We start from the raw sequence: 18,564 nt of genomic DNA on the forward strand, positions 1-18,564 counted from the left end.
TCCCGAGTATTTAAGTCAACTATAAGACCTAGTGAAGTAGTCGGGATTACCCGCAAAAGCGCGGCCGCATCATAGCAAAACACGCCATGGATTGGCACTTGTGCCGTCTGCAGGCGCGCGCTGTTTTATTTGCGGGCAGCATCAGCCTCGCAACGTTCTTTCATGCAGTCGAACACTTCCTGGCGCAGCTCGGGCAGCTCTTTCTCACGGTACTCGCCGCCCAGACTCTTCAACGCCTTGCCCATGTCTTCCACGCGCACGTCCATTGCCTGCAGGTGATCGAGCAACTGCCCGATCGCGCGCGCTACCGGATCAGGCATGTCCTCGCTGACGCCATAAGCATCGAAGCCGAGCTTCTCGGCGATCGCCTTGCGCTTGGCTTCGGCCTCGTCGTCTGACTTGACGATGATCCGGCCCGGAATGCCTACCACCGTTGCACCCGCCGGCACAGGCTTGGTTACCACCGCATTGGAGCCAACCTTTGCTCCGGCGCCCACCGTGAACGGGCCGAGCACCTTGGCGCCCGCACCGACAACCACGCCGGACTCAAGCGTCGGATGGCGCTTGCCCTTGTTCCAGCTGGTCCCCCCCAGAGTCACGCCCTGGTAAAGGGTCACGTCGTCGCCAATCTCGGCGGTTTCGCCGATGACGATGCCCATTCCGTGATCGATGAAAAAGCGTCGGCCGACTTTGGCGCCCGGATGAATCTCGATTCCCGTCAGCCAGCGACCGAAATTGGAAACCATGCGCGCCGGCCATTTCAGGTCATTGCGCCACAGCCAGCCAGACAGCCGATGCAGCCAGATCGCGTGCATGCCGGGGTAGCAGGTCAGCACTTCAAAAGCATTTCGAGCCGCCGGATCACGATGAAACACGCTTTGAATGTCTTCCCGCAAACGCTCGAACATCACTGATCCTTCCGCCTATAGGGTTCGCCGTTCGCCGCTTTCTGGGTCTCGGTGAGAATGCCGCGCAAGATGCTCATCTCGGATCGATTCACCGCAGAGCGCCCGTACAGACGACGCAGACGCGCCATCAGATGACGCGGCTTCTCGGGATCAAGGAAGCCAATAGTGACCAGCGTGGACTGGAGATGCTCATAGAATTTCTCCATCTCATCCATGGTCGCCAGCTCGGTACTGCGCACGGAGTTGACTTCGAACTTCTCCACCTTGCTCGCCTGCCCGTCGGCCGCAAGCCAGGCCATGCGGGTTTCGTAACTCAAGACCTGCACGGCGGCCGCCAGATTCAACGAGCTGAATTCCGGGTCCGAAGGAATGTGCACGTGGTAATGGCAGCGCTGCAGCTCCTCATTGGTCAGGCCGGCGTATTCACGGCCGAACACCAGTGCGATCTCTTCGCCCAGCGCGGCGTGCTCGACGGTCTTGACGCCCGCTTCGCGAGGGTCGAGCAGCGGCCAGGGAATGCGGCGATCCCGGGCGCTGGTACCCAATACCAGGTTGCAACCTGCCAACGCATCTTCCAGCGTCGCCACGACCTGCGCACCTTCCAGAATGTCGCCCGCGCCAGACGCCCTTGCATCGGCTTCATGGTGGGGAAACATCGCGGGATCAACCAGCACCAGACGCGAAAGACCCATGTTTTTCATGGCACGCGCAGCGCCACCGATATTTCCGGGATGACTGGTACCGACCAGGACGACACGAATATTTTGCAGCACTGGTGAAGTCTCGCTAGCAGGTGAAAAGGGGGACGAATGTTACAGAAGCGCTTGCTTCAACGCCACGAACCTTGCGCCTCACGCACGGGATATGCCAATAAAAGCAGACACGGCGCCGCCGACTTGCTCACCTCAAGCCGACCGGGCGCTCGGCAAAGTCTGCACTCGCGCTGGAAATCATCCAAGAGAACCAATAGAATGCCCGGCTCTCTTTAACGACCTAGGTGATCCATCCATGCAGCCCATGCTGAATATCGCGCTGCGCGCCGCCCGCAGCGCCAGCGAATTGATTTTCCGCTCCATCGAGCGCCTGGATACCATCAAGGTCGACGAAAAAGACGCGAAAGATTACGTAACCGAAATCGATCGCGCCGCCGAGCAGAGCATCATCACTGCCCTGCGCAAAGCGTATCCAACCCACGGCATCCTTGGCGAAGAAAGCGGCCTGCACGAAGGCAGCGGCGAAGGCACCGACTACCTCTGGATCATCGATCCGCTCGACGGCACCACCAACTTCGTGCGTGGTGTTCCTCACTTTGCCGTCAGCATCGCGTGCAAATACCGCGGTCGCCTGGAACACGCCGTTGTTCTGGATCCGGTCCGCCAGGAAGAATTCACCGCCAGCCGCGGTCGTGGCGCTGCCTTGAACGGCCGTCGTCTGCGCGTCAGCCCGCGCAAGAGCCTTGAAGGCGCACTGCTCGGCACAGGTTTCCCGTTCCGCGAAAACCAACTCGATAACCTCGACAACTACATGAACATGTTCCGTTCCCTGGTTGGCCAGACTGCCGGCATACGTCGCGCCGGCGCTGCGAGCCTGGATCTGGCTTACGTGGCTGCGGGCCGTTTCGATGCGTTCTGGGAATCGGGCCTGTCGGAGTGGGACATGGCCGCAGGCGCCCTGCTCATTCAGGAAGCAGGCGGTCTGGTCAGCGATTTCAACGGCGGTCACGACTTCCTTGAAAAGGGCCACATCGTTGCCGGCAACACCAAGTGTTTCAAAGCGGTTCTGACCTCGATCGCTCCGTTCGTGCCGGCTTCGCTGAAGCGTTAAACTCAGCGCGCGGTAAAAGAAACCGGCCATGCGCCGGTTTTTTTGTACCTGAATGCTTAGTCATCAGGGCAATAAAAAAGCACCCGAAGGTGCTTTTTTAACGAGCCAATCAGCCTGTTACTGGCCCGCTTGACTCAACTCCAGCTGACCGTCCTTGTTGACGGGAATCTGGCTGCCCGGATCACGATCCATACGCACCTGCCCGACTTTGTCGTTGAGCTTGTACTTCACGTTGTAGCCGACAACTTTGTCGCTGATGTCGTTGACGGTGTTGCAGCGTGACTCGGTGGTTGTGTAGGTATCGCGGTTCTGCATGCCTTCCTGAACCTTATTACCGGCATAACCCCCGCCGACCGCACCGGCGACCGTGGCAATCTTCTTGCCAGTACCGCCACCCACCTGGTTACCGAGCAGGCCACCCGCTACGGCACCGATGACACTCCCCACGATCTGATGCTCGTCCTTCACCGGCGCTCGGTGAGTCACGGCAACGTCTTTGCAGACTTGGCGCGGGGTTTTGATTTGTTCTTTAACAGGCTCGACGGCAAGTACGTCTGCGTACTCTGGGCCGCTTTGTTTTACGAGGCTATAGGTGGCCAAAGCACCACCGGCGGTTACACCGACAGCACCCAATACTGCACCGATAAGCAACGACTTGTTCACGTGAACCTCCTGACGATATTCAGCGCGATTGCTCGCACTACTCCCAGCCTTGGAGCACAAAAAAAGGCGCGAGTTCACACTCGCGCCTTTTCAGGTGATGGCCGGTTACCAGTATCGGTTACGGACGGTCATCCACTTTGTCGACTGTGACCGGAGGCAGCAGGTCTTCGCTGCGAAGGTTCAGCCAGATCAGCACCACGTTGGCGATGTAGATCGACGAATACGTACCCGCCAGAACACCGATGAACAGCGCCACCGAGAACCCGTGCAGGCTGTCGCCGCCGAAGATCCACAGCGCGACGATGGCCAGCAATGTGGAAATCGAAGTGGCCATGGTCCGCAGCAACGTCTGCGTGGTGGAGATGTTGATGTTCTCGATCAGCGAAGCCTTGCGCAGCAGACGGAAGTTCTCGCGAACCCGGTCGAATACCACGATGGTGTCGTTGAGCGAGTAACCAATGATCGCCAGCACCGCAGCCAGCACAGTCAGGTCGAAGGTCACCTGGAAGAACGACAGGATGCCCATCGTCACCACCACGTCGTGGATCAGCGAGACGATGGCCCCTACCGCGAATTTCCACTGGAAGCGGAAGGCCAGGTAGACGAGAACACCGCCCAGCGCCAGCAGCATGCCGAGGCCGCCCTGGTCGCGCAGCTCTTCACCCACTTGCGGACCGACGAACTCGACGCGCTTGACGGTCACCGGGTTATCGGCACCGGTCTTGCGCAGCGCTTCGGCGACCTGAGTGCCCAGCTGCGGATCTTCACCCGGCATGCGAACGAGCAGATCGGTGGTCGCACCGAAGCTTTGCACAACCGCTTCGGTATAACCCGACGAAACCAGCTCTTCGCGCACTTTGTGCAGATCGGCGGGACGCTCGTAGGTCAGCTCGATCAGCGTACCGCCGGTGAAGTCCAGACCGAAGTTCAGTCCTTTATAGAACCAGCTGAACAACGCCAGCGCGGTGAGGAGCATGGTAATGGCGAACGCAATGTTGCGAACGCCCATGAAGTTGATCGTACGTTTCATGGCAGCCCCTTAAATCCACAACTTCTTGAAGTCACGACCGCCAAAAATCAGGTTGACCATTGCGCGGGTCACCATGATGGCTGTGAACATCGAGGTAAAGATCCCGAGGGACATGGTGACCGCAAAACCCTTCACCGGGCCTGTGCCCATCGCGAAGAGAATGCCGCCGACCAGCAGCGTCGTCAGGTTGGCGTCGAGGATCGCGGTATACGCGCGGTCGAAACCTTCGTTAATCGCGCGCTGGACCGTCATGCCGTTGGCGATCTCTTCACGAATCCGCGAGAAGATCAGCACGTTGGCATCGACCGCCATACCCATCGTCAGAACGATACCGGCAATGCCTGGCAGGGTCAGCGTTGCACCCAGCAGCGACATCAGCGCCAGCAGCATGACCATGTTGAAAGCCAGTGCAACCGTCGCGATCAGACCGAAGAAACGGTAGATGGCGAGGATGAACAGCGAGACGAACAGCATGCCCCACAGGGATGCATCGATACCTTTGGTGATGTTGTCGGCACCCAGGCTCGGGCCAATGGTGCGCTCTTCAGCGAAGTACATCGGCGCAGCCAGACCACCGGCACGCAGCAACAGCGCCAGCTCGGAAGACTCACCCGCGCCGTTCAGGCCAGTGATGCGGAATTGAGCACCCAGCGGCGACTGAATGGTCGCCAGGCTGATGATCTTTTTCTCTTCCTTAAACGTCTGGACCGGCACGTCTTTTTCGACGCCGTTGACCATTTGCTTGGTGTAGGTGGTGGTCGGCTTCTGCTCGATGAAGATCACCGCCATGCTGCGACCAACGTTCGCGCGGGTTGCGCGGCTCATCAGATCACCACCATGGCCGTCCAGCTTGATGTTCACCTGAGGACGGCCGTGCTCGTCAAAGCCGGCTTTGGCGTCAGTCACCTGGTCACCGGTGATGATCAGACCCCGCTCGACCGGCGCCGCTGGGCGACCGCCTTCGCGGAACTCGAACATCTCGGTGGTGGCTTTGCTGTCATCGGGACCTGCGCCCAGACGGAACTCAAGGTTGGCGGTCTTGCCGAGAATACGCTTGGCTTCGGCGGTATCCTGAACACCCGGCAGCTCGACCACGATGCGGTTCGCGCCTTGACGCTGAACCAATGGCTCGGCGACGCCCAACTCGTTGACCCGGTTACGCACGGTGGTCAGGTTTTGCTTGATCGAGTATTCGCGGATTTCAGCGATCTTGGCTGGCGTCATAGCCAGGCGCAGGGTCGGCATTTCGCCGCGATCGCTCGTGGTGATATCGAAATCGGTGTAGTCCTTGCGGATCAGCGCACGGGCCTGTTCGCGGGTATCAGCATCGCTGAAGCCCAGCTGGATGGCGCCGTTGTCTTGCGGCAGGCTGCGATAACGCACTTTTTCCTTGCGCAGCAGGCTCTTCACTTCGCCTTCGTAGACATTCAGACGCGCACTGAGCGCCTTGTCCATGTCGACTTCAAGCAGGAAGTGCACGCCGCCGGACAGGTCGAGACCCAGCTTCATTGGCGTAGCACCAATGCTGCGCAGCCACTTCGGCGTAGTCTGAGCCAAGTTGAGCGCCACAACGTAATCGTCGCCCAGCGCCTTGCGTGCAACATCTTTGGCGGGCAGCTGGTCTTCCTGTTTGGTCAGACGCAACAAACCGCCCTTGCCATTCTCGGCCAGAGACGCGCCCTTGACCGCGATGCCAGCATCGGTAAGCGCCTTGCTTACGCGATCCAGATCAGCCTGATTGACCTGCAGCGCAGTGCTTGCGCCAGTGACTTGAATCGCCGGGTCATCAGGGTAGAGATTGGGTGCGGAATAAATAAAACCGATCACCAGCACTGCCAGGATCAGGATGTATTTCCACAGAGGGTATTTGTTCAACATCACGCCGCCTGCTTATAACGCGGGGCGCCTTGCGCGCCCCGTCGATTGGTAAAAGACTGGAATCAGATGGCTTTCAGAGTGCCCTTGGGCAGGGTGGCAGCGATGGCGCCCTTCTGGATCTTCAGCTCTACGGTGTCGGACACTTCGATAACAACGAAGTCATCAGTCACTTTATTGATCTTGCCCGCGATACCGCCGGTCGTGACGACTTCATCACCCTTCTGCAAGTTGCCCAGCAAGTTCTTTTGCTCTTTGGCGCGCTTGGCCTGTGGACGCCAGATCATCAGGTAGAAGATGACCAGAAAGCCCACCAGGAAAATCCACTCGAAGCCGCCGCCCATAGGGCCTGCAGCGGCAGGGGCAGCCGCATCCGCGAAAGCGGAAGAGATGAAAAAGCTCATTTAACACTCCAGTTGCATATTTTAATAATAGGAAGCGAAAGACCGGATGTCGCTCAGTCCAGTAACGGCGTAACAAGCCCGCGTTTGGCATAGAACGTGTCGACAAAGGCGGCCAATGTACCTTGTTGAATAGCCTCGCGCAAACCAGCCATAAGCAGCTGGTAATGGCGCAAATTGTGGATCGTGTTGAGCATGCTACCCAGCATTTCGCCGCACTTGTCCAGGTGGTGCAGATAGGCGCGGGAGAAGTTTTTGCAGGTGTAGCAATCGCAGGTCGGATCCAGCGGCGACTCGTCGTAACGATGAAACGCATTACGGATTTTCAGAACACCAGTGTCGATGAACAGATGACCGTTGCGCGCATTGCGCGTAGGCATCACGCAGTCGAACATGTCGACGCCGCGGCGGACACCTTCAACCAGGTCCTCCGGCTTGCCTACACCCATAAGGTAACGAGGTTTGTCAGCCGGCATGCGGCCCGGCAGGTAGTCCAGCACCTTGATCATCTCGTCCTTGGGTTCGCCGACCGACAGGCCGCCAATTGCCAGGCCGTCAAAGTCGAGTTCGTTCAGGCCTTCGAGCGAGCGCATGCGCAGGTTCTCGTGCATGCCGCCCTGAACGATGCCGAACAGCGCCGCCGTGTTTTCGCCGTGGGCAACCTTGGAGCGCTTGGCCCAGCGCAGCGACAGCTCCATGGAGGTGCGCGCGACGTCTTCGTCGGCGGGGTAAGGCGTGCATTCGTCGAAGATCATCACGACGTCGGAACCGAGATCGCGTTGAACCTGCATCGATTCTTCAGGCCCCATGAACACTTTCGCGCCGTCGACCGGAGAGGCAAATGTCACGCCCTCCTCTTTGATCTTGCGCATCGCGCCCAGGCTGAACACCTGAAAACCGCCGGAGTCGGTCAGAATCGGGCCTTTCCACTGCATGAAATCGTGAAGGTCGCCGTGGCCTTTGATGACTTCAGTGCCCGGACGCAGCCAGAGGTGAAAGGTGTTGCCGAGGATCATCTGAGCGCCGGTGGCCTCAATGTCCCGAGGCAGCATGCCCTTGACCGTGCCGTAGGTGCCGACCGGCATGAACGCTGGCGTTTCGACAACGCCACGAGGAAAGGTCAGACGACCGCGACGCGCTTTGCCATCGGTGGCCAGCAGCTCGAAAGACATACGACAGGTGCGACTCATGCTTGATCCTCTGGGGCCGATTCCGTCGGGGTTGATTCCCTGGGAGCGGTCGGCGCGGGATTGCGGGTGATGAACATGGCATCCCCGTAACTGAAGAAGCGGTAACCATGCTCCACCGCAGCCGCATAGGCCGCCATGGTTTCGGGGTAACCGGCGAATGCCGAGACCAGCATCAACAGCGTCGATTCCGGCAAATGGAAGTTGGTGACCAGCGCGTCGACCACATGAAAGGGTCGGCCTGGGTAGATAAAGATATCGGTGTCGCCGCTGAAGGGCTTGAGCACGCCATCGCGTGCGGCACTTTCCAGCGAACGCACGCTGGTCGTGCCCACGGCGATCACCCGACCACCGCGTGCGCGGCAGGCGGCCACGGCGTCGACCACTTCCTGAGTGACTTCCAGCCACTCATTGTGCATGTGGTGGTCTTCAATGCGCTCAACGCGCACCGGCTGGAACGTACCCGCGCCGACGTGCAGCGTCACGAATGCGGTCTCGACGCCCTTCTCGGCAATCGCGTCCATCATGGTCCGGTCGAAATGCAGACCTGCCGTCGGCGCCGCCACCGCACCGGCGCGCTGGGCGTACACGGTCTGATAGCGCTCTCGGTCGGCATCGTCATCCGGGCGGTCTATATAAGGAGGCAACGGCATGTGCCCGACGCGTTCGAGCAACGGCAGCACCGGATCGGCAAACCGCAGCTCGAACAACGCATCATGGCGCGCGACCATTTCGGCCTCGCCACCGCCATCGATGAGAATCGTCGAACCCGGCTTGGGCGACTTGCTGGAGCGCACATGGGCCAGCACACGGTGCCGATCGAGAACGCGCTCAACGAGGATTTCCAGCTTGCCGCCCGAGGCTTTCTGCCCGAACAGCCGCGCCGGAATTACCCGGGTGTTGTTGAAGACCATCAGATCGCCAGGGCGCAAATGCTCCAGCAAATCAGTGAATTGGCGGTGTGCCAGCGCGCCGCTTGGCCCGTCGAGGGTCAGCAAACGGCTGCTGCGTCGCTCCGCCAAAGGATGGCGAGCGATCAATGAATCCGGGAGCTCGAAGGTAAAGTCAGCGACACGCATGATGGGGTTCGTCTAGCAGGGCCGGGAAGTTTAGCCGAATAAGTGAAAATTGACCATGAAACATGATTGACCAACGGTAGGCTCGTCTCTATACTTCGCCGCCATTGAGCCCTGATGGCGGAATTGGTAGACGCGGCGGATTCAAAATCCGTTTTCGAAAGAAGTGGGAGTTCGATTCTCCCTCGGGGCACCACACAAATCCTTGTAAATCAAGGACTTAGATGAGGGGTAGAAAGAAATTTCTACCCCTTTTTCTATCCAAAAAATCTATCCTTTTCCCCTCTTTTCACCCTCATTTACGCTTCGCTCAGGCTCGCAACAGCCTGCCATTCTGGTAGTGGTTTGCACCCTTAACATCAGTGACATACCTGACAGCCTGCTTACATATCCGACCTGCCAAGCCACGCATTCGCGGCGACTTTCTAATGCATCCAATTTGGCAAATTCACTCCCTCGCTTGATCTGCATAGACTTAACAGAAGCGAAAGCGTGGCCTTCGTCCTATCGCCCAACCACCCAACGAATGACTATGGCAAGCTAAGGGACCAAATTGGAGTGGAGATTCCCCGATGGATCGAGTACAGGCTCACGTAGCAAGACTCATGCGCTCAATTCTTCTGAGGCCCAACGCTGAGGACACAATGCCCGGAGCGCAGTTTTTTGCAGGGAGAGGAAAGCCGTTTACTTTCTCGGGTGGAATTGGACTCAATTGGTGGTACAGCCCAGAGACCTTCAATGCCATTGATACTGTAACAGCTCTTATCATCGAAACCGAACAGGAGTTCAAAGACTGTGATACCGAGTCCGTTGATAACATTGTCACTTCAACATTACAGAAAGTTTGTTTAGATTCACCGCTTTTCAATGGTGACGATGTAGCTTTTGGAAGAAAGCCAAACCTTTTTGAATGTAGGGGTGCTGTATCAGTTACCGAATTCACCAAAACAATTCTGGAAGAAATCAAACAAAATCTTAGAAGCGTAATAGGGAAAAGGTGCACGATTTACCCCCTGCCCAGATTTAAAGGGCCATCTCTTTCCCTTCCTGAAGAGGGATTGCATCTAATTTCATGTAGCGATGATGCGGCTTGGAATAATTTCTCCGGAGGAGGATATATTTTTGATAGCTGGACACCAAGCTCACCGTTCACAGCCAATAGCAACTTTTCATTCAATGGCGGCTATGGGTTCAATTATGTCTTAATCGGGGAAGATTACGGAACACAAAAAGGAGCTAAATTCGCAAGTAGTTTAAAGTTCAGAATGTTTATTACTGTACTTTTCGCTCACGCTTCAGAGCTTTCGAGATACGGCTACAACAAATCAATGGCCCAACCTTATACTTACTGCATACAACTCCCTCATGAAACTACGCCTGACAACTTATTAACTCTTAGTGATTGCGGCGCGCTCTCTCCATTTTACGCATCAGACATTATAATTACAGAAAACTTAACCAAAAAAGTAACAGAGTGGTACGTGTCGCTTAATAAATGCCCTACCGATTATAAACAGCGTATAAAAAAATCCGTAAACTTTTTCAATCGAGCCATGAACTCTGAAGACATTGAATCATATATCAATTATTTTATTGCACTTGACGCCCTATTTGGGCAGCGCGGTTCTGTAGAGGCGTCTATCATAGCTGGGGTGGGCAATCTCGGAATAGATGAAAAACTCAAAGAAAAAGCGTCATGGCTTTTTGATTTAAGAAATGAGCTCGTTCATGGTGGAAGTCGATATATTTCCGAATGGCCGAAGCACCAAAGGTACACAAAGCATTTTGGAAGTAAGCCCTTGAATGATCTAAAAGAACTTGCTCAAAAGGCAATACTAAAAGCACCTTCGATATTACCAATTTCTACCGTGGGCGAAACGCCCGAACAACCTTAATCTCTCTAACTGCGAGTTCTGTTTAGTTGCTATTTATCGTTTACCTAGCTTTTGGTCAAGGCGCTTAAAGGCGCGGGGACTTGTACCCGTGTCTTTATGAGCCGAACAAGATCTTTAAATATAGCGAATCGTTCTGGGCGGCATAAATGCCGTTTGTATGGTTCAGTTTTTAAAACAGAAATAGGGTTTTTAGGCTGTTATTTTTGTCGTTCATGCAATTTAACGCCAGAACAGATTTAATCGTCGTAAAGGACCTTTAGAACGTCAAACCTGACGCTCTGCCCTTCCCTTCAGCCTTTCAAGCGCGAAGCGCACCAGAATGGTGTGAGCTTTTGCCATTTGCCTTAACATCTCTAAGTCATTGGAAGTAAAGTGAATTTTCAATTTCACCTTTCTTAAGATTTTATTATTTATAATACTTATTTATATATATAGGAAAGTCGCGGTTTAGTCCTATCAAGGTCGTGTCTTGGTCCTATCGATGGTCGTGGTTTAGTCCTAAAAACTCCGCACCTTTGAGGAACCTTCTTTATCAAATCACAATGACACTTTCAGATATTTAAAGTCGGAAAACTTGACAAGGCATTTTAAAATGCAACAATGAATATCCACAATAAAAAAACATACCATGCAAGAGTACTCAAAAGAAAAGGATTATGGATTAACTCATATCTACACCGCTGGCGGTATAATTCCAATCGTAAAGACCTTTATGAGCTTAGCTCTTTTCAGCAAAACTAGAGGCGAAACAAGAACAAAAACGAGAAAAATACAGCTAGGCGACATGAAAGACTTTCATATAGAAATGGTTAGGCTTTCATATTTTGACTACAAGGTTTTCCTAGCAATTCTCAAACTTATAGACAACAACCAAGATATAAACACAGACCAGTTTGCAGACTACATTCAAACTTTCTCTGTGGACGAAGTATATAACCTTATAGGGCTAAAGCCCGGACTCCACAGAAAAACCGAAAAGAGAAGAACGCTTGTATCTATACTAAATACAATATCTGAAATGACGTTCGCAAAAACAAAAGATTGGACCGTAATAAAAACAAGACCTTTCTACGAGCTAACAACACACAACCAAGACCATGAAGAAAATTACAACTTTGAACTCAAAAACTTCACACTCAAAGTTGGATTTGAGTTTGTATGCTCCGTGAGAAAAGAAAGTAAAGAATTAAATTTCATTGGCATGATTTCAATGGCAAAGCTCAATTTGCTTGGCCCTGTTTCCGCAAACGCTTATATACACATGCTAGCTAACAGCGTCTATACAAAAATGTATTTCAACGCAATGATTTAACGCTTTGGCTTAGAATCATATACTGAAAGAAAGCACCAAAATGAGCAGATTTACATAGCGTTTAAAAAGCTTGAGGAAGCGGCGTTAATTAAAAAAGGCTGGCAAGTACACAATAAAGGAAACCGCCCTGAGTACATAGAATATGATTTAATAAAAGAAAGAAAATCAACCACAGAAAAAAAGCCAGAAGAATCGGAAAAATCCAAAGCATTCATTATCATTTTCGGATAATCCTCGAATTCAAAATAACCGCCTACAAGGCGGTCTTTTCATATACTTGGCATTTATAAAATGCCGTCTGCATAAGGAATATCAATTTTTTGGCTTTGGCTCTTTGACTGCTGGCTTTCTTTTTGAGACAAACTTCTTCAAGCTATTGTAAGCGTCAGAAACACTAAGTTTAACACTATCAGTTCGGTTGAGTATTTTCCCGCCAGAAACATCAACACCCTCACGAGCTAGACGCTCACGTATGTTATACATATAATAAACTCGCTCGCTTGGTGATAGAGACTTAAGCATATTAAAGTTAGACTCTTTAAATTCTGCAAAAACACGCCTCATATCTTGTTGTTCCCGAGCTGTATGAGCCAACAGTGCAATAGCTTTTTCTACAGAATGTACACGGTCCCCTAGAACTTTTTCGTTTGCTTCAATATTATCTAGCAATGACTTGTTCTGTTCTTCAAGCAGACGCTGCTGATCCTTCAAAGCCTCCACGTCTACTTTAGCATCACCGAACTCCTTATTAAGCACTGCTTTTTTTAATACCAGTTCGTTGGCTTGTTCTACAAGCTGATGGTTCTTTTTCACAATTCTCAATCTGAGCTTGTCAATAGACACTATCTTGTTTTTAATCGAATGCTGTTGAGCCGCTAGCTCAATTTTTTCCTTCTTCTACCTGATGGGCTTGGGCGTCACTGATACCCCCGCCAGCCTGGGCACGGAAATGCTCGCGTTTTCCGCTCAGCACCCCGACGCCAGCCCGCTCAAGGCACGCAAACAGTCCCAAGACAATCTGTTCACCGTTATGGCCCATGCCTTTAATTCATCACTGGCGCCGCAGATAGCCGTATGCGTCCTCTGCAAATCTGATGGCGCTCAAACCGGCCTCTTCCCGGTTGAGGCCGGCCCTGCCAAAACATTGCGCGCACCTATCGGGACTGGCTTTAGCTTGGGATGCGTCGGGTGGCACGCCGCAAAATTTAGGGTGGTCGCACTGGCTCTTCCCGATTCAAACAGGTCCCACTGACGCAACGAGTGCGCTTATTAGGACTGCCTTTTGCCGGGAATGCGCCGGGTGCCATACCTCAAAACTAAAGTAGTTCAAAAGCACCTCTTTCCAGTGCTCGCGTAACCGCTCCCGTACCTAGTCGTTTTGTCTGTAGGTAATGTCTGACGAAAAGCTCAGAAGCCTCTCTACTAGCATCAATATGTACAATGAGTATGATTGACAACGATGGCACGCAGCCAGTTTTCAAACTTCGGTGCTTCGGCTTTGCCAAATATATCGCCTCCATGAAACACCAGCTCAAAGACGAGAACTGACTATGATCACCTGCACATTGATTGAAGAACTCCGGCACCACATCGACCGCAGTGACCGTGACCACGTGTCATTGCTCGCCCGGCGCGGAAAGCTGGTTATCAGGTGGAGGCATTTAAAAAGACGACAGCAGAGGTCAAGGCTCCCTCGAGGGTTGAGGACGTGATTGCGAAAGTGTGAGCGGGCGCTGAGGAGTGCGGGACCTCAGCAGAGGTGGTGGAGAAGGTATACCGAGCAATGATTGCAGCGTTCATCGAAGAAGAGGTGTCGACTCATGCAGCATGGAAAATGCGGTATCGCGACCTAACCACCCCAGCCGCAATACCCGCCCCCATCAAAAGTCCCGCGACGTCGGCCGCAGCAAGATCTCGTTAATATCAATACTCCCGGTGGTTCGGCGCACTGGCCTTGTTGCGTAAGGAGCTCCTCACATCTACAATTTCTCAATTCTTGCCGGTACGTCAGGCAAGATGCTACTTTGGCTAATGTGATAGTTGCTTTTGAGCTAAAAGCAACTTATCAATGTTAAAGCGCTCTAACTAAAAAATTCATTACTCGCAAAGGGAATTCTGCAATGGCATTTGACGCATATGTAAAAATTGAAGGCATTCCAGGTGAAGCACTAGACGACAAGTACAAAGACTGCATCGAGATAACTGGATATGGCTTTGGGATGCACCAAAGCACTTCAGCTACTGCCAGTTCTTCTGGAGGCGCATCCTCAGGACGGACTTCACTCAGCGATTTCACATTTACAAAATCTTTAGATAAGGCTAGTTGCAAGATAATCGAAGCCGTATGCTCGGGAAAACACTTGAGCCAAGTAGTTCTTATGTTACACCGGGCAGGAGGTGATAAGCTCAAATATTTTGAAATTACATTGGAGGAGGTGATTATTTCTAATTACTCGCAAAATGCTAATGATGGTGTTCCGAGTGAAACCATCAGCCTGAACTACGGAAGGATAAAAACCACTTATACCCAGCAAAGCCGCGCCGATGGCAGTGGAGCAGGCAATGTCTCAGGTGGATGGGATCGCATCAATAACAAAATCTATTCTTGATGCCAATGCTTTTTATAGATACTCCATCAATGGCTTATATTATTAAGGATGAATAATGACTAGGCCTTTTTTTGCAGCTGCCTGGGCTGCGTCGCAACAAATTTACGATCCAGTCAACTCAGGACAAAGGGTTGCGACGTTGATAGGGGGATATGTTGAAAAAAATATTAACAATTCAGAACCCTCTCAAAAATGGACTAACACCTGCGCGGTACGCATGAGCTACATTTTAAATCATGCAGGGTTCATTATTCCAAAAATACCGGGGCAGACCGTATCTGGTGCAGATCAGCGGCAATATTTTTTTCGGGTAAAGAACTTAATCACCTTCTTGGAGGCTAAGTGGGGTAAGCCGGATGTAGTTAAATATCCTCCTTCTGGCGGCGGCGCACTGGCTGGAAAAAAGGGCGTTATACTTTTTGAGGTGTCCGGCTGGTATGATGCGCAAGGTCATGCGACTTTGTTTGACGGTAATACCTGCTACGATCACTGTTATTTCAATGAGCCAGGTGTCAATTACCATACAGATCAGGCAAACTTTTGGGGCTTAAGCTGATGAGACATTTCCTGGGTTTCTTAACTATTATGCTTGCAGCGTCTCTGGCCTTCGCCACTGATCGTCCCTCCTCTCCACAAAGCATCGGGCAAAGCTACGGACAAAACTACAAGGATATGGTGCTCGCAACGTGTGTGGCGAACGCTTACAAGGGTGACAAGAACGCAGCGACAGACGCCGGCAGTAGTGTTAGCGCGTTGCGAGACTGGACGTATTACGACTTGGAAAAAAGTCCGGACGAAGTCAAAGCCTTGGTAAATAGCTATCTGGGCAGGAGTTATAAAAACCCATTAGTTGAGGCTGAGGTTAAAGGTGTCAGGTTCGACTTTTTGAAATGCCTGGATCTGTATCACAGTAAAGAACTAGACGCCCTCGCAAAGAAAGTTGTTATCAACCCCGATCACACCTACAAGCAAGATAACCCTTAATTCTTGGATTTATCATGACTTGAAGCACAAAAAAACCGGCCAGATTTGAGCCGGTTTTTTGTGGGCGCGATTTGGTTTTCAGAAAAATCGAAGAGTCAGGAGCCGGAATTTGGGGCGCTGCGCCGGAAGATTCGACTCAATGCGACCGAACCGATGACGACCCGCTTCGGTCGAAAGCCGTGCGATACGTCCCGAGGCGCGCACACTGCTGGATGCTCCAGCGGTCAGCCATTCACCTAAAACCACCGGCCTTCCATGTTCGAACACATCGACTTCAACTATCTGCTTTCAAACTACGGGTACTGGGCCGTGTTCATCGGCTGTCTGCTGGAAGGGGAAACCATCCTGATCCTCGGCGGGCTGGCGGCGCACCAGCACGTACTGCAATGGCAGCAAGTGCTCATCTACGCCACGTTGGGCGGGATGCTCGGAGATCAGATTCTGTTCTGGACCGGGCGCTACTTCGGGCCACGCCTGCTGCCACGCTTGCACCGTCAGCAAGCGACCATCGATCGCGTGTCCGACCTGATCAAGCGTTACCCCACGGCGTCCATTTTCTCGGTGAGATTCCTCTATGGCATGCGCCTGATCGGGCCTCTGGTCATCGGCGCAAGTCGCTTGTCGCCCATCCGTTTCGCAATCATCAACCTGATCGGCGCGGCGGTCTGGGCGAGTCTGTTTCTGGCTGCGGGTTACTGGGCGGGCGGCTTCCTGGAGAACATGCTCGGCAACCTGAAACCCTATCGCCTGCCGATCTTCATCGGCGTGGTCGTGGTGGGAGCAGCCGTCGCGTTGTATCGACATCGTCGGGCGAAGACACGTCCTGCGCGGCAGGCTGCCAAGCGCGCGAAAGACGTCCCGCCCTCCTCTGCGGGATAACGCTTCCCATCTGCGGCGACCGCCTCTATAACGGCAGACAGGCATTTGACGCAGAGGGATCGACTCGATGAAGACACGTATCACCGCCGGTTTGCTGTTGGGCATGATCAGCGTTGCAGAGGTACAGGCCGTTGAGGCGCCGTCGCACCTGGACACTGTGATGCAGAAGGGTCAGCTGGCCGTTTGCACGACCGGGGATTACAAGCCTTACACGTTTCTCAAGCCCGACGGCCAGTACGAAGGCATCGACATCGAACTGGCCCAGTCGCTGGCGCAGAGCCTGGGCGTGAAGATCGAGTGGGTCCCGACCACCTGGAAAACCCTCATGCCCGATTTCACGGCCGGCAAATGCGACATCGCCGTCGGCGGCATTTCGGTCACCCTTGAGCGCCAGAAGAAGGCGGCGTTCAGCAGCACGCTGGACATCGACGGCAAGGTGCCGCTGGTGCGCTGCGAAGACGAGTCGAAGTACCAGACCCTCGAGCAGATCAATCAGCCCGGCGTTCGCTTGATCGAACCTCAGGGCGGCACCAACGAAGCGTTTGCCCACGCCTACCTGCCCAACGCCAGTCTGGCGTTCCACGACAACAAGACCATTTTCCAGCAGTTGCTCGACAAGCAAGCCGACGTGATGGTCACCGACGCGTCCGAAGCGCTGTATCAGCAGAAACGCATGCCCGGCCTGTGTACGGTCAATCCGTCGAATTACATGCAGTACGGCGAAAAGGCCTATTTGCTGCCGCGGGATGACGTGGCCTGGAAGGCCTATGTCGACCAATGGCTGCATCTCTCCAAAGCCACCGGCGCTTACAAGAAAGTGGTCGGCGAATGGCTGGCGATGCCCAACGAGTGACAGAGCGCAGCATGCCCGCAAGACTTCGGCACAGGACCCCGCCGTATCCATGAAAACCAACAGAACCATTACTCGCGCATTTTGCGTCGAGCTGCAGGAAGAGCTTTCCATCGTGGCGGCGCGGCGGGAGTATTTTTCTCAAGAACCACCTCGGGCGCGTTTCAGTTTTCTGTGCTCTTCCGAGCCGTGTCGCGCCCTGGGTGTCAAAGTCACCGGGGTACGCTACGACGTGAAGCCTCAGGAGCATCCGACCTTCGTCGCCGCGCATTACCGGGCCAACCCGAACTACGAACATCATGCCGATTGCGAATGGGTGGATGAGGCCATCGAAACGACGGTTGCGCAGGCGGACGAAACCGACGCTGAAAGCGAGCTGCGAAAGGTCAAGCGCAAGCTGGATGATTACATTGACGTCTTTGATCCGACGATCAACGACCGCGTTAAACCTGCGCCGCCCAAAGGCAAGCCTGACAACGTGGCGCCTGAAAAGGCCGACGATATCGCGGTCCCTGCCGACACGCTGAAGACCAGGCAGGACAAGCAGAACCGCACCAGCAATCTGGAGCGTCTGGTCGACAGCTTTCGTCAGGCCCAGGCCTCCTTGAGCAAGGAAGAACTCGCGCTGTTGACCCTGCGCATTCCAGGGCAGGGCGAGGTGTCCTTGCGCGCCTATTTCCGCCACATCAAGTTCGCGCTGCTCAATGACGAGCGTCGCGTGCTCTATGGCGGCGGGCTGGTGGAGCGCTACGGGACAGGCTTCAAATTCAAGTTCTTTGATCGCCTGCAAGGCAAGCTGGTGACTTTATACGTGTCACCCGCGCAGATGCTGGCTTACCGCTCCAGCCGCTACCTCAGCGAACTGCTGAGCCACGCCGATGAGGTGCGCTTCTTCACGGTCTTTGCCCTGGGCACACTGGTCGCCAGCCCTTCCGGGAAAAGCGTCAGCGTGGAGATCGAAGACTTGCGCCATCTGGCCATCGTCCTCGGGCCGGCAAAAGACCCCGAAGAGGCCTCCGCCAAAGGGCCAACCAGCTAAACCAGAGACTTTACTCAGCTCGAAAAAAAACC

General features: G+C 53.8%; 18 protein-coding genes, 1 tRNA gene and 2 pseudogenes. 12 read left to right on the forward strand and 9 right to left on the reverse strand.

Annotated elements, in window-relative coordinates; genetic code table 11:
* Nucleotides 1-125: 125 nt before the first annotated feature.
* Together cysE and trmJ are read right to left on the reverse strand one after the other, a co-directional pair.
* The gene (gene cysE / locus EC919_RS20645; RefSeq protein WP_133776206.1) at nt 126-908 is read right to left on the reverse strand and encodes a serine O-acetyltransferase; all 783 of its coding nucleotides are present in this window, start codon (nt 906-908) and stop codon (nt 126-128) included.
* On the reverse strand, nt 908-1,681 hold the full coding sequence (trmJ, locus tag EC919_RS20650; protein ID WP_133776207.1) for a tRNA (cytosine(32)/uridine(32)-2'-O)-methyltransferase TrmJ: 774 nt from the start codon (nt 1,679-1,681) through the stop codon (nt 908-910). Before trmJ ends, cysE begins: the two co-directional genes overlap by 1 nt.
* A 235-nt stretch (nt 1,682-1,916) precedes the next feature.
* Here trmJ and suhB point away from each other — a divergent pair, with 235 nt between their 5' ends.
* Nucleotides 1,917-2,732 (forward strand): type III secretion system regulator SuhB, encoded by an 816-nt coding sequence (gene suhB, locus EC919_RS20655; protein WP_074886357.1) that lies wholly within the window; start codon nt 1,917-1,919, stop codon nt 2,730-2,732.
* Nucleotides 2,733-2,849: 117 nt separating this feature from the next.
* Here the strand turns inward: suhB and EC919_RS20660 are convergent, their stop codons facing one another.
* The 6 genes from EC919_RS20660 to queA all read right to left on the reverse strand — a co-directional run bounded on the left by EC919_RS20660 (nt 2,850) and on the right by queA (nt 8,967).
* A complete protein-coding gene (locus EC919_RS20660; protein WP_133776208.1) occupies nt 2,850-3,395 on the reverse strand; it encodes a glycine zipper 2TM domain-containing protein in 546 nt (181 codons plus the stop codon).
* A gap of 118 nt (nt 3,396-3,513) precedes the next feature.
* The gene (gene secF / locus EC919_RS20665; protein WP_133776209.1) at nt 3,514-4,425 is read right to left on the reverse strand and encodes a protein translocase subunit SecF; all 912 of its coding nucleotides are present in this window, start codon (nt 4,423-4,425) and stop codon (nt 3,514-3,516) included.
* Nucleotides 4,426-4,434: 9 nt separating this feature from the next.
* Entirely contained in the window at nt 4,435-6,303 is a 1,869-nt protein-coding gene (gene secD / locus EC919_RS20670; RefSeq protein WP_133776210.1) for a protein translocase subunit SecD, read from the reverse strand.
* Between the two features lie 62 nt (nt 6,304-6,365).
* Nucleotides 6,366-6,704, reverse strand: a complete 339-nt coding sequence (gene yajC, locus EC919_RS20675; RefSeq protein ID WP_037012510.1) for a preprotein translocase subunit YajC — start codon at nt 6,702-6,704, stop codon at nt 6,366-6,368.
* 53 nt (nt 6,705-6,757) lie between these two features.
* Complete coding sequence (gene tgt / locus EC919_RS20680) at nt 6,758-7,873, reverse strand: tRNA guanosine(34) transglycosylase Tgt (RefSeq protein ID WP_166650599.1); 1,116 nt, start codon at nt 7,871-7,873, stop codon at nt 6,758-6,760.
* Nucleotides 7,874-7,887: 14 nt separating this feature from the next.
* Nucleotides 7,888-8,967, reverse strand: a complete 1,080-nt coding sequence (gene queA, locus EC919_RS20685) for a tRNA preQ1(34) S-adenosylmethionine ribosyltransferase-isomerase QueA (RefSeq protein ID WP_133776212.1) — start codon at nt 8,965-8,967, stop codon at nt 7,888-7,890.
* A gap of 108 nt (nt 8,968-9,075) precedes the next feature.
* Here queA and EC919_RS20690 point away from each other — a divergent pair.
* The 3 genes from EC919_RS20690 (at nt 9,076) to EC919_RS20700 (ending at nt 12,171) form a co-directional block, all read left to right on the forward strand.
* Nucleotides 9,076-9,160 (forward strand) — tRNA-Leu (locus EC919_RS20690).
* 376 nt (nt 9,161-9,536) lie between these two features.
* On the forward strand, nt 9,537-10,859 hold the full coding sequence (locus EC919_RS20695) for a HEPN domain-containing protein (RefSeq protein WP_133776213.1): 1,323 nt from the start codon (nt 9,537-9,539) through the stop codon (nt 10,857-10,859).
* Nucleotides 10,860-11,487: 628 nt separating this feature from the next.
* A complete protein-coding gene (locus tag EC919_RS20700; protein ID WP_243842304.1) occupies nt 11,488-12,171 on the forward strand; it encodes a hypothetical protein in 684 nt (227 codons plus the stop codon).
* Nucleotides 12,172-12,483: 312 nt separating this feature from the next.
* On the opposite strand, the gene EC919_RS20705 is transcribed toward EC919_RS20700, so the two are convergent.
* Nucleotides 12,484-12,984 carry a hypothetical protein gene (locus tag EC919_RS20705; RefSeq protein ID WP_208295007.1) on the reverse strand — a complete coding sequence of 167 codons (501 nt, stop codon included), beginning with the start codon at nt 12,982-12,984 and terminating at the stop codon, nt 12,484-12,486.
* Between the two features lie 85 nt (nt 12,985-13,069).
* On the opposite strand from EC919_RS20705, the pseudogene EC919_RS20710 reads away from it, so the two are divergent.
* From EC919_RS20710 to EC919_RS20745, 8 genes and pseudogenes are all read left to right on the forward strand, one after another.
* Nucleotides 13,070-13,198 (forward strand): annotated as a pseudogene (locus tag EC919_RS20710) (GPO family capsid scaffolding protein); the annotation flags it as partial.
* A 523-nt stretch (nt 13,199-13,721) separates the two neighbouring features.
* Nucleotides 13,722-13,996, forward strand: a pseudogene (locus tag EC919_RS27465) (chorismate mutase); the annotation flags it as partial.
* 295 nt (nt 13,997-14,291) lie between these two features.
* Nucleotides 14,292-14,780 (forward strand): Hcp family type VI secretion system effector, encoded by a 489-nt coding sequence (locus tag EC919_RS20720; RefSeq protein ID WP_133776214.1) that lies wholly within the window; start codon nt 14,292-14,294, stop codon nt 14,778-14,780.
* 55 nt (nt 14,781-14,835) lie between these two features.
* Nucleotides 14,836-15,336 (forward strand): type VI secretion system amidase effector protein Tae4, encoded by a 501-nt coding sequence (locus EC919_RS20725; RefSeq protein WP_133776215.1) that lies wholly within the window; start codon nt 14,836-14,838, stop codon nt 15,334-15,336.
* The gene (locus EC919_RS20730; protein WP_133776216.1) at nt 15,336-15,764 is read left to right on the forward strand and encodes a type VI secretion system amidase immunity protein Tai4; all 429 of its coding nucleotides are present in this window, start codon (nt 15,336-15,338) and stop codon (nt 15,762-15,764) included. The genes EC919_RS20725 and EC919_RS20730 overlap by 1 nt, the downstream gene beginning before the upstream one ends.
* Nucleotides 15,765-16,019: 255 nt before the next feature.
* Nucleotides 16,020-16,643: a DedA family protein gene (locus EC919_RS20735; RefSeq protein ID WP_133776217.1), complete on the forward strand. Its 624-nt coding sequence runs from the start codon at nt 16,020-16,022 to the stop codon at nt 16,641-16,643.
* Nucleotides 16,644-16,710: 67 nt separating this feature from the next.
* A complete protein-coding gene (locus tag EC919_RS20740; RefSeq protein WP_133776218.1) occupies nt 16,711-17,496 on the forward strand; it encodes a transporter substrate-binding domain-containing protein in 786 nt (261 codons plus the stop codon).
* A 49-nt stretch (nt 17,497-17,545) separates the two neighbouring features.
* On the forward strand, nt 17,546-18,532 hold the full coding sequence (locus EC919_RS20745) for an ATPase (protein WP_133776219.1): 987 nt from the start codon (nt 17,546-17,548) through the stop codon (nt 18,530-18,532).
* The last annotated feature ends 32 nt before the right edge of the window (nt 18,533-18,564 follow it).

It is taken from the genome of Pseudomonas graminis, assembly GCF_004364335.1.
Lineage (GTDB): Bacteria > Pseudomonadota > Gammaproteobacteria > Pseudomonadales > Pseudomonadaceae > Aquipseudomonas > Aquipseudomonas graminis_D.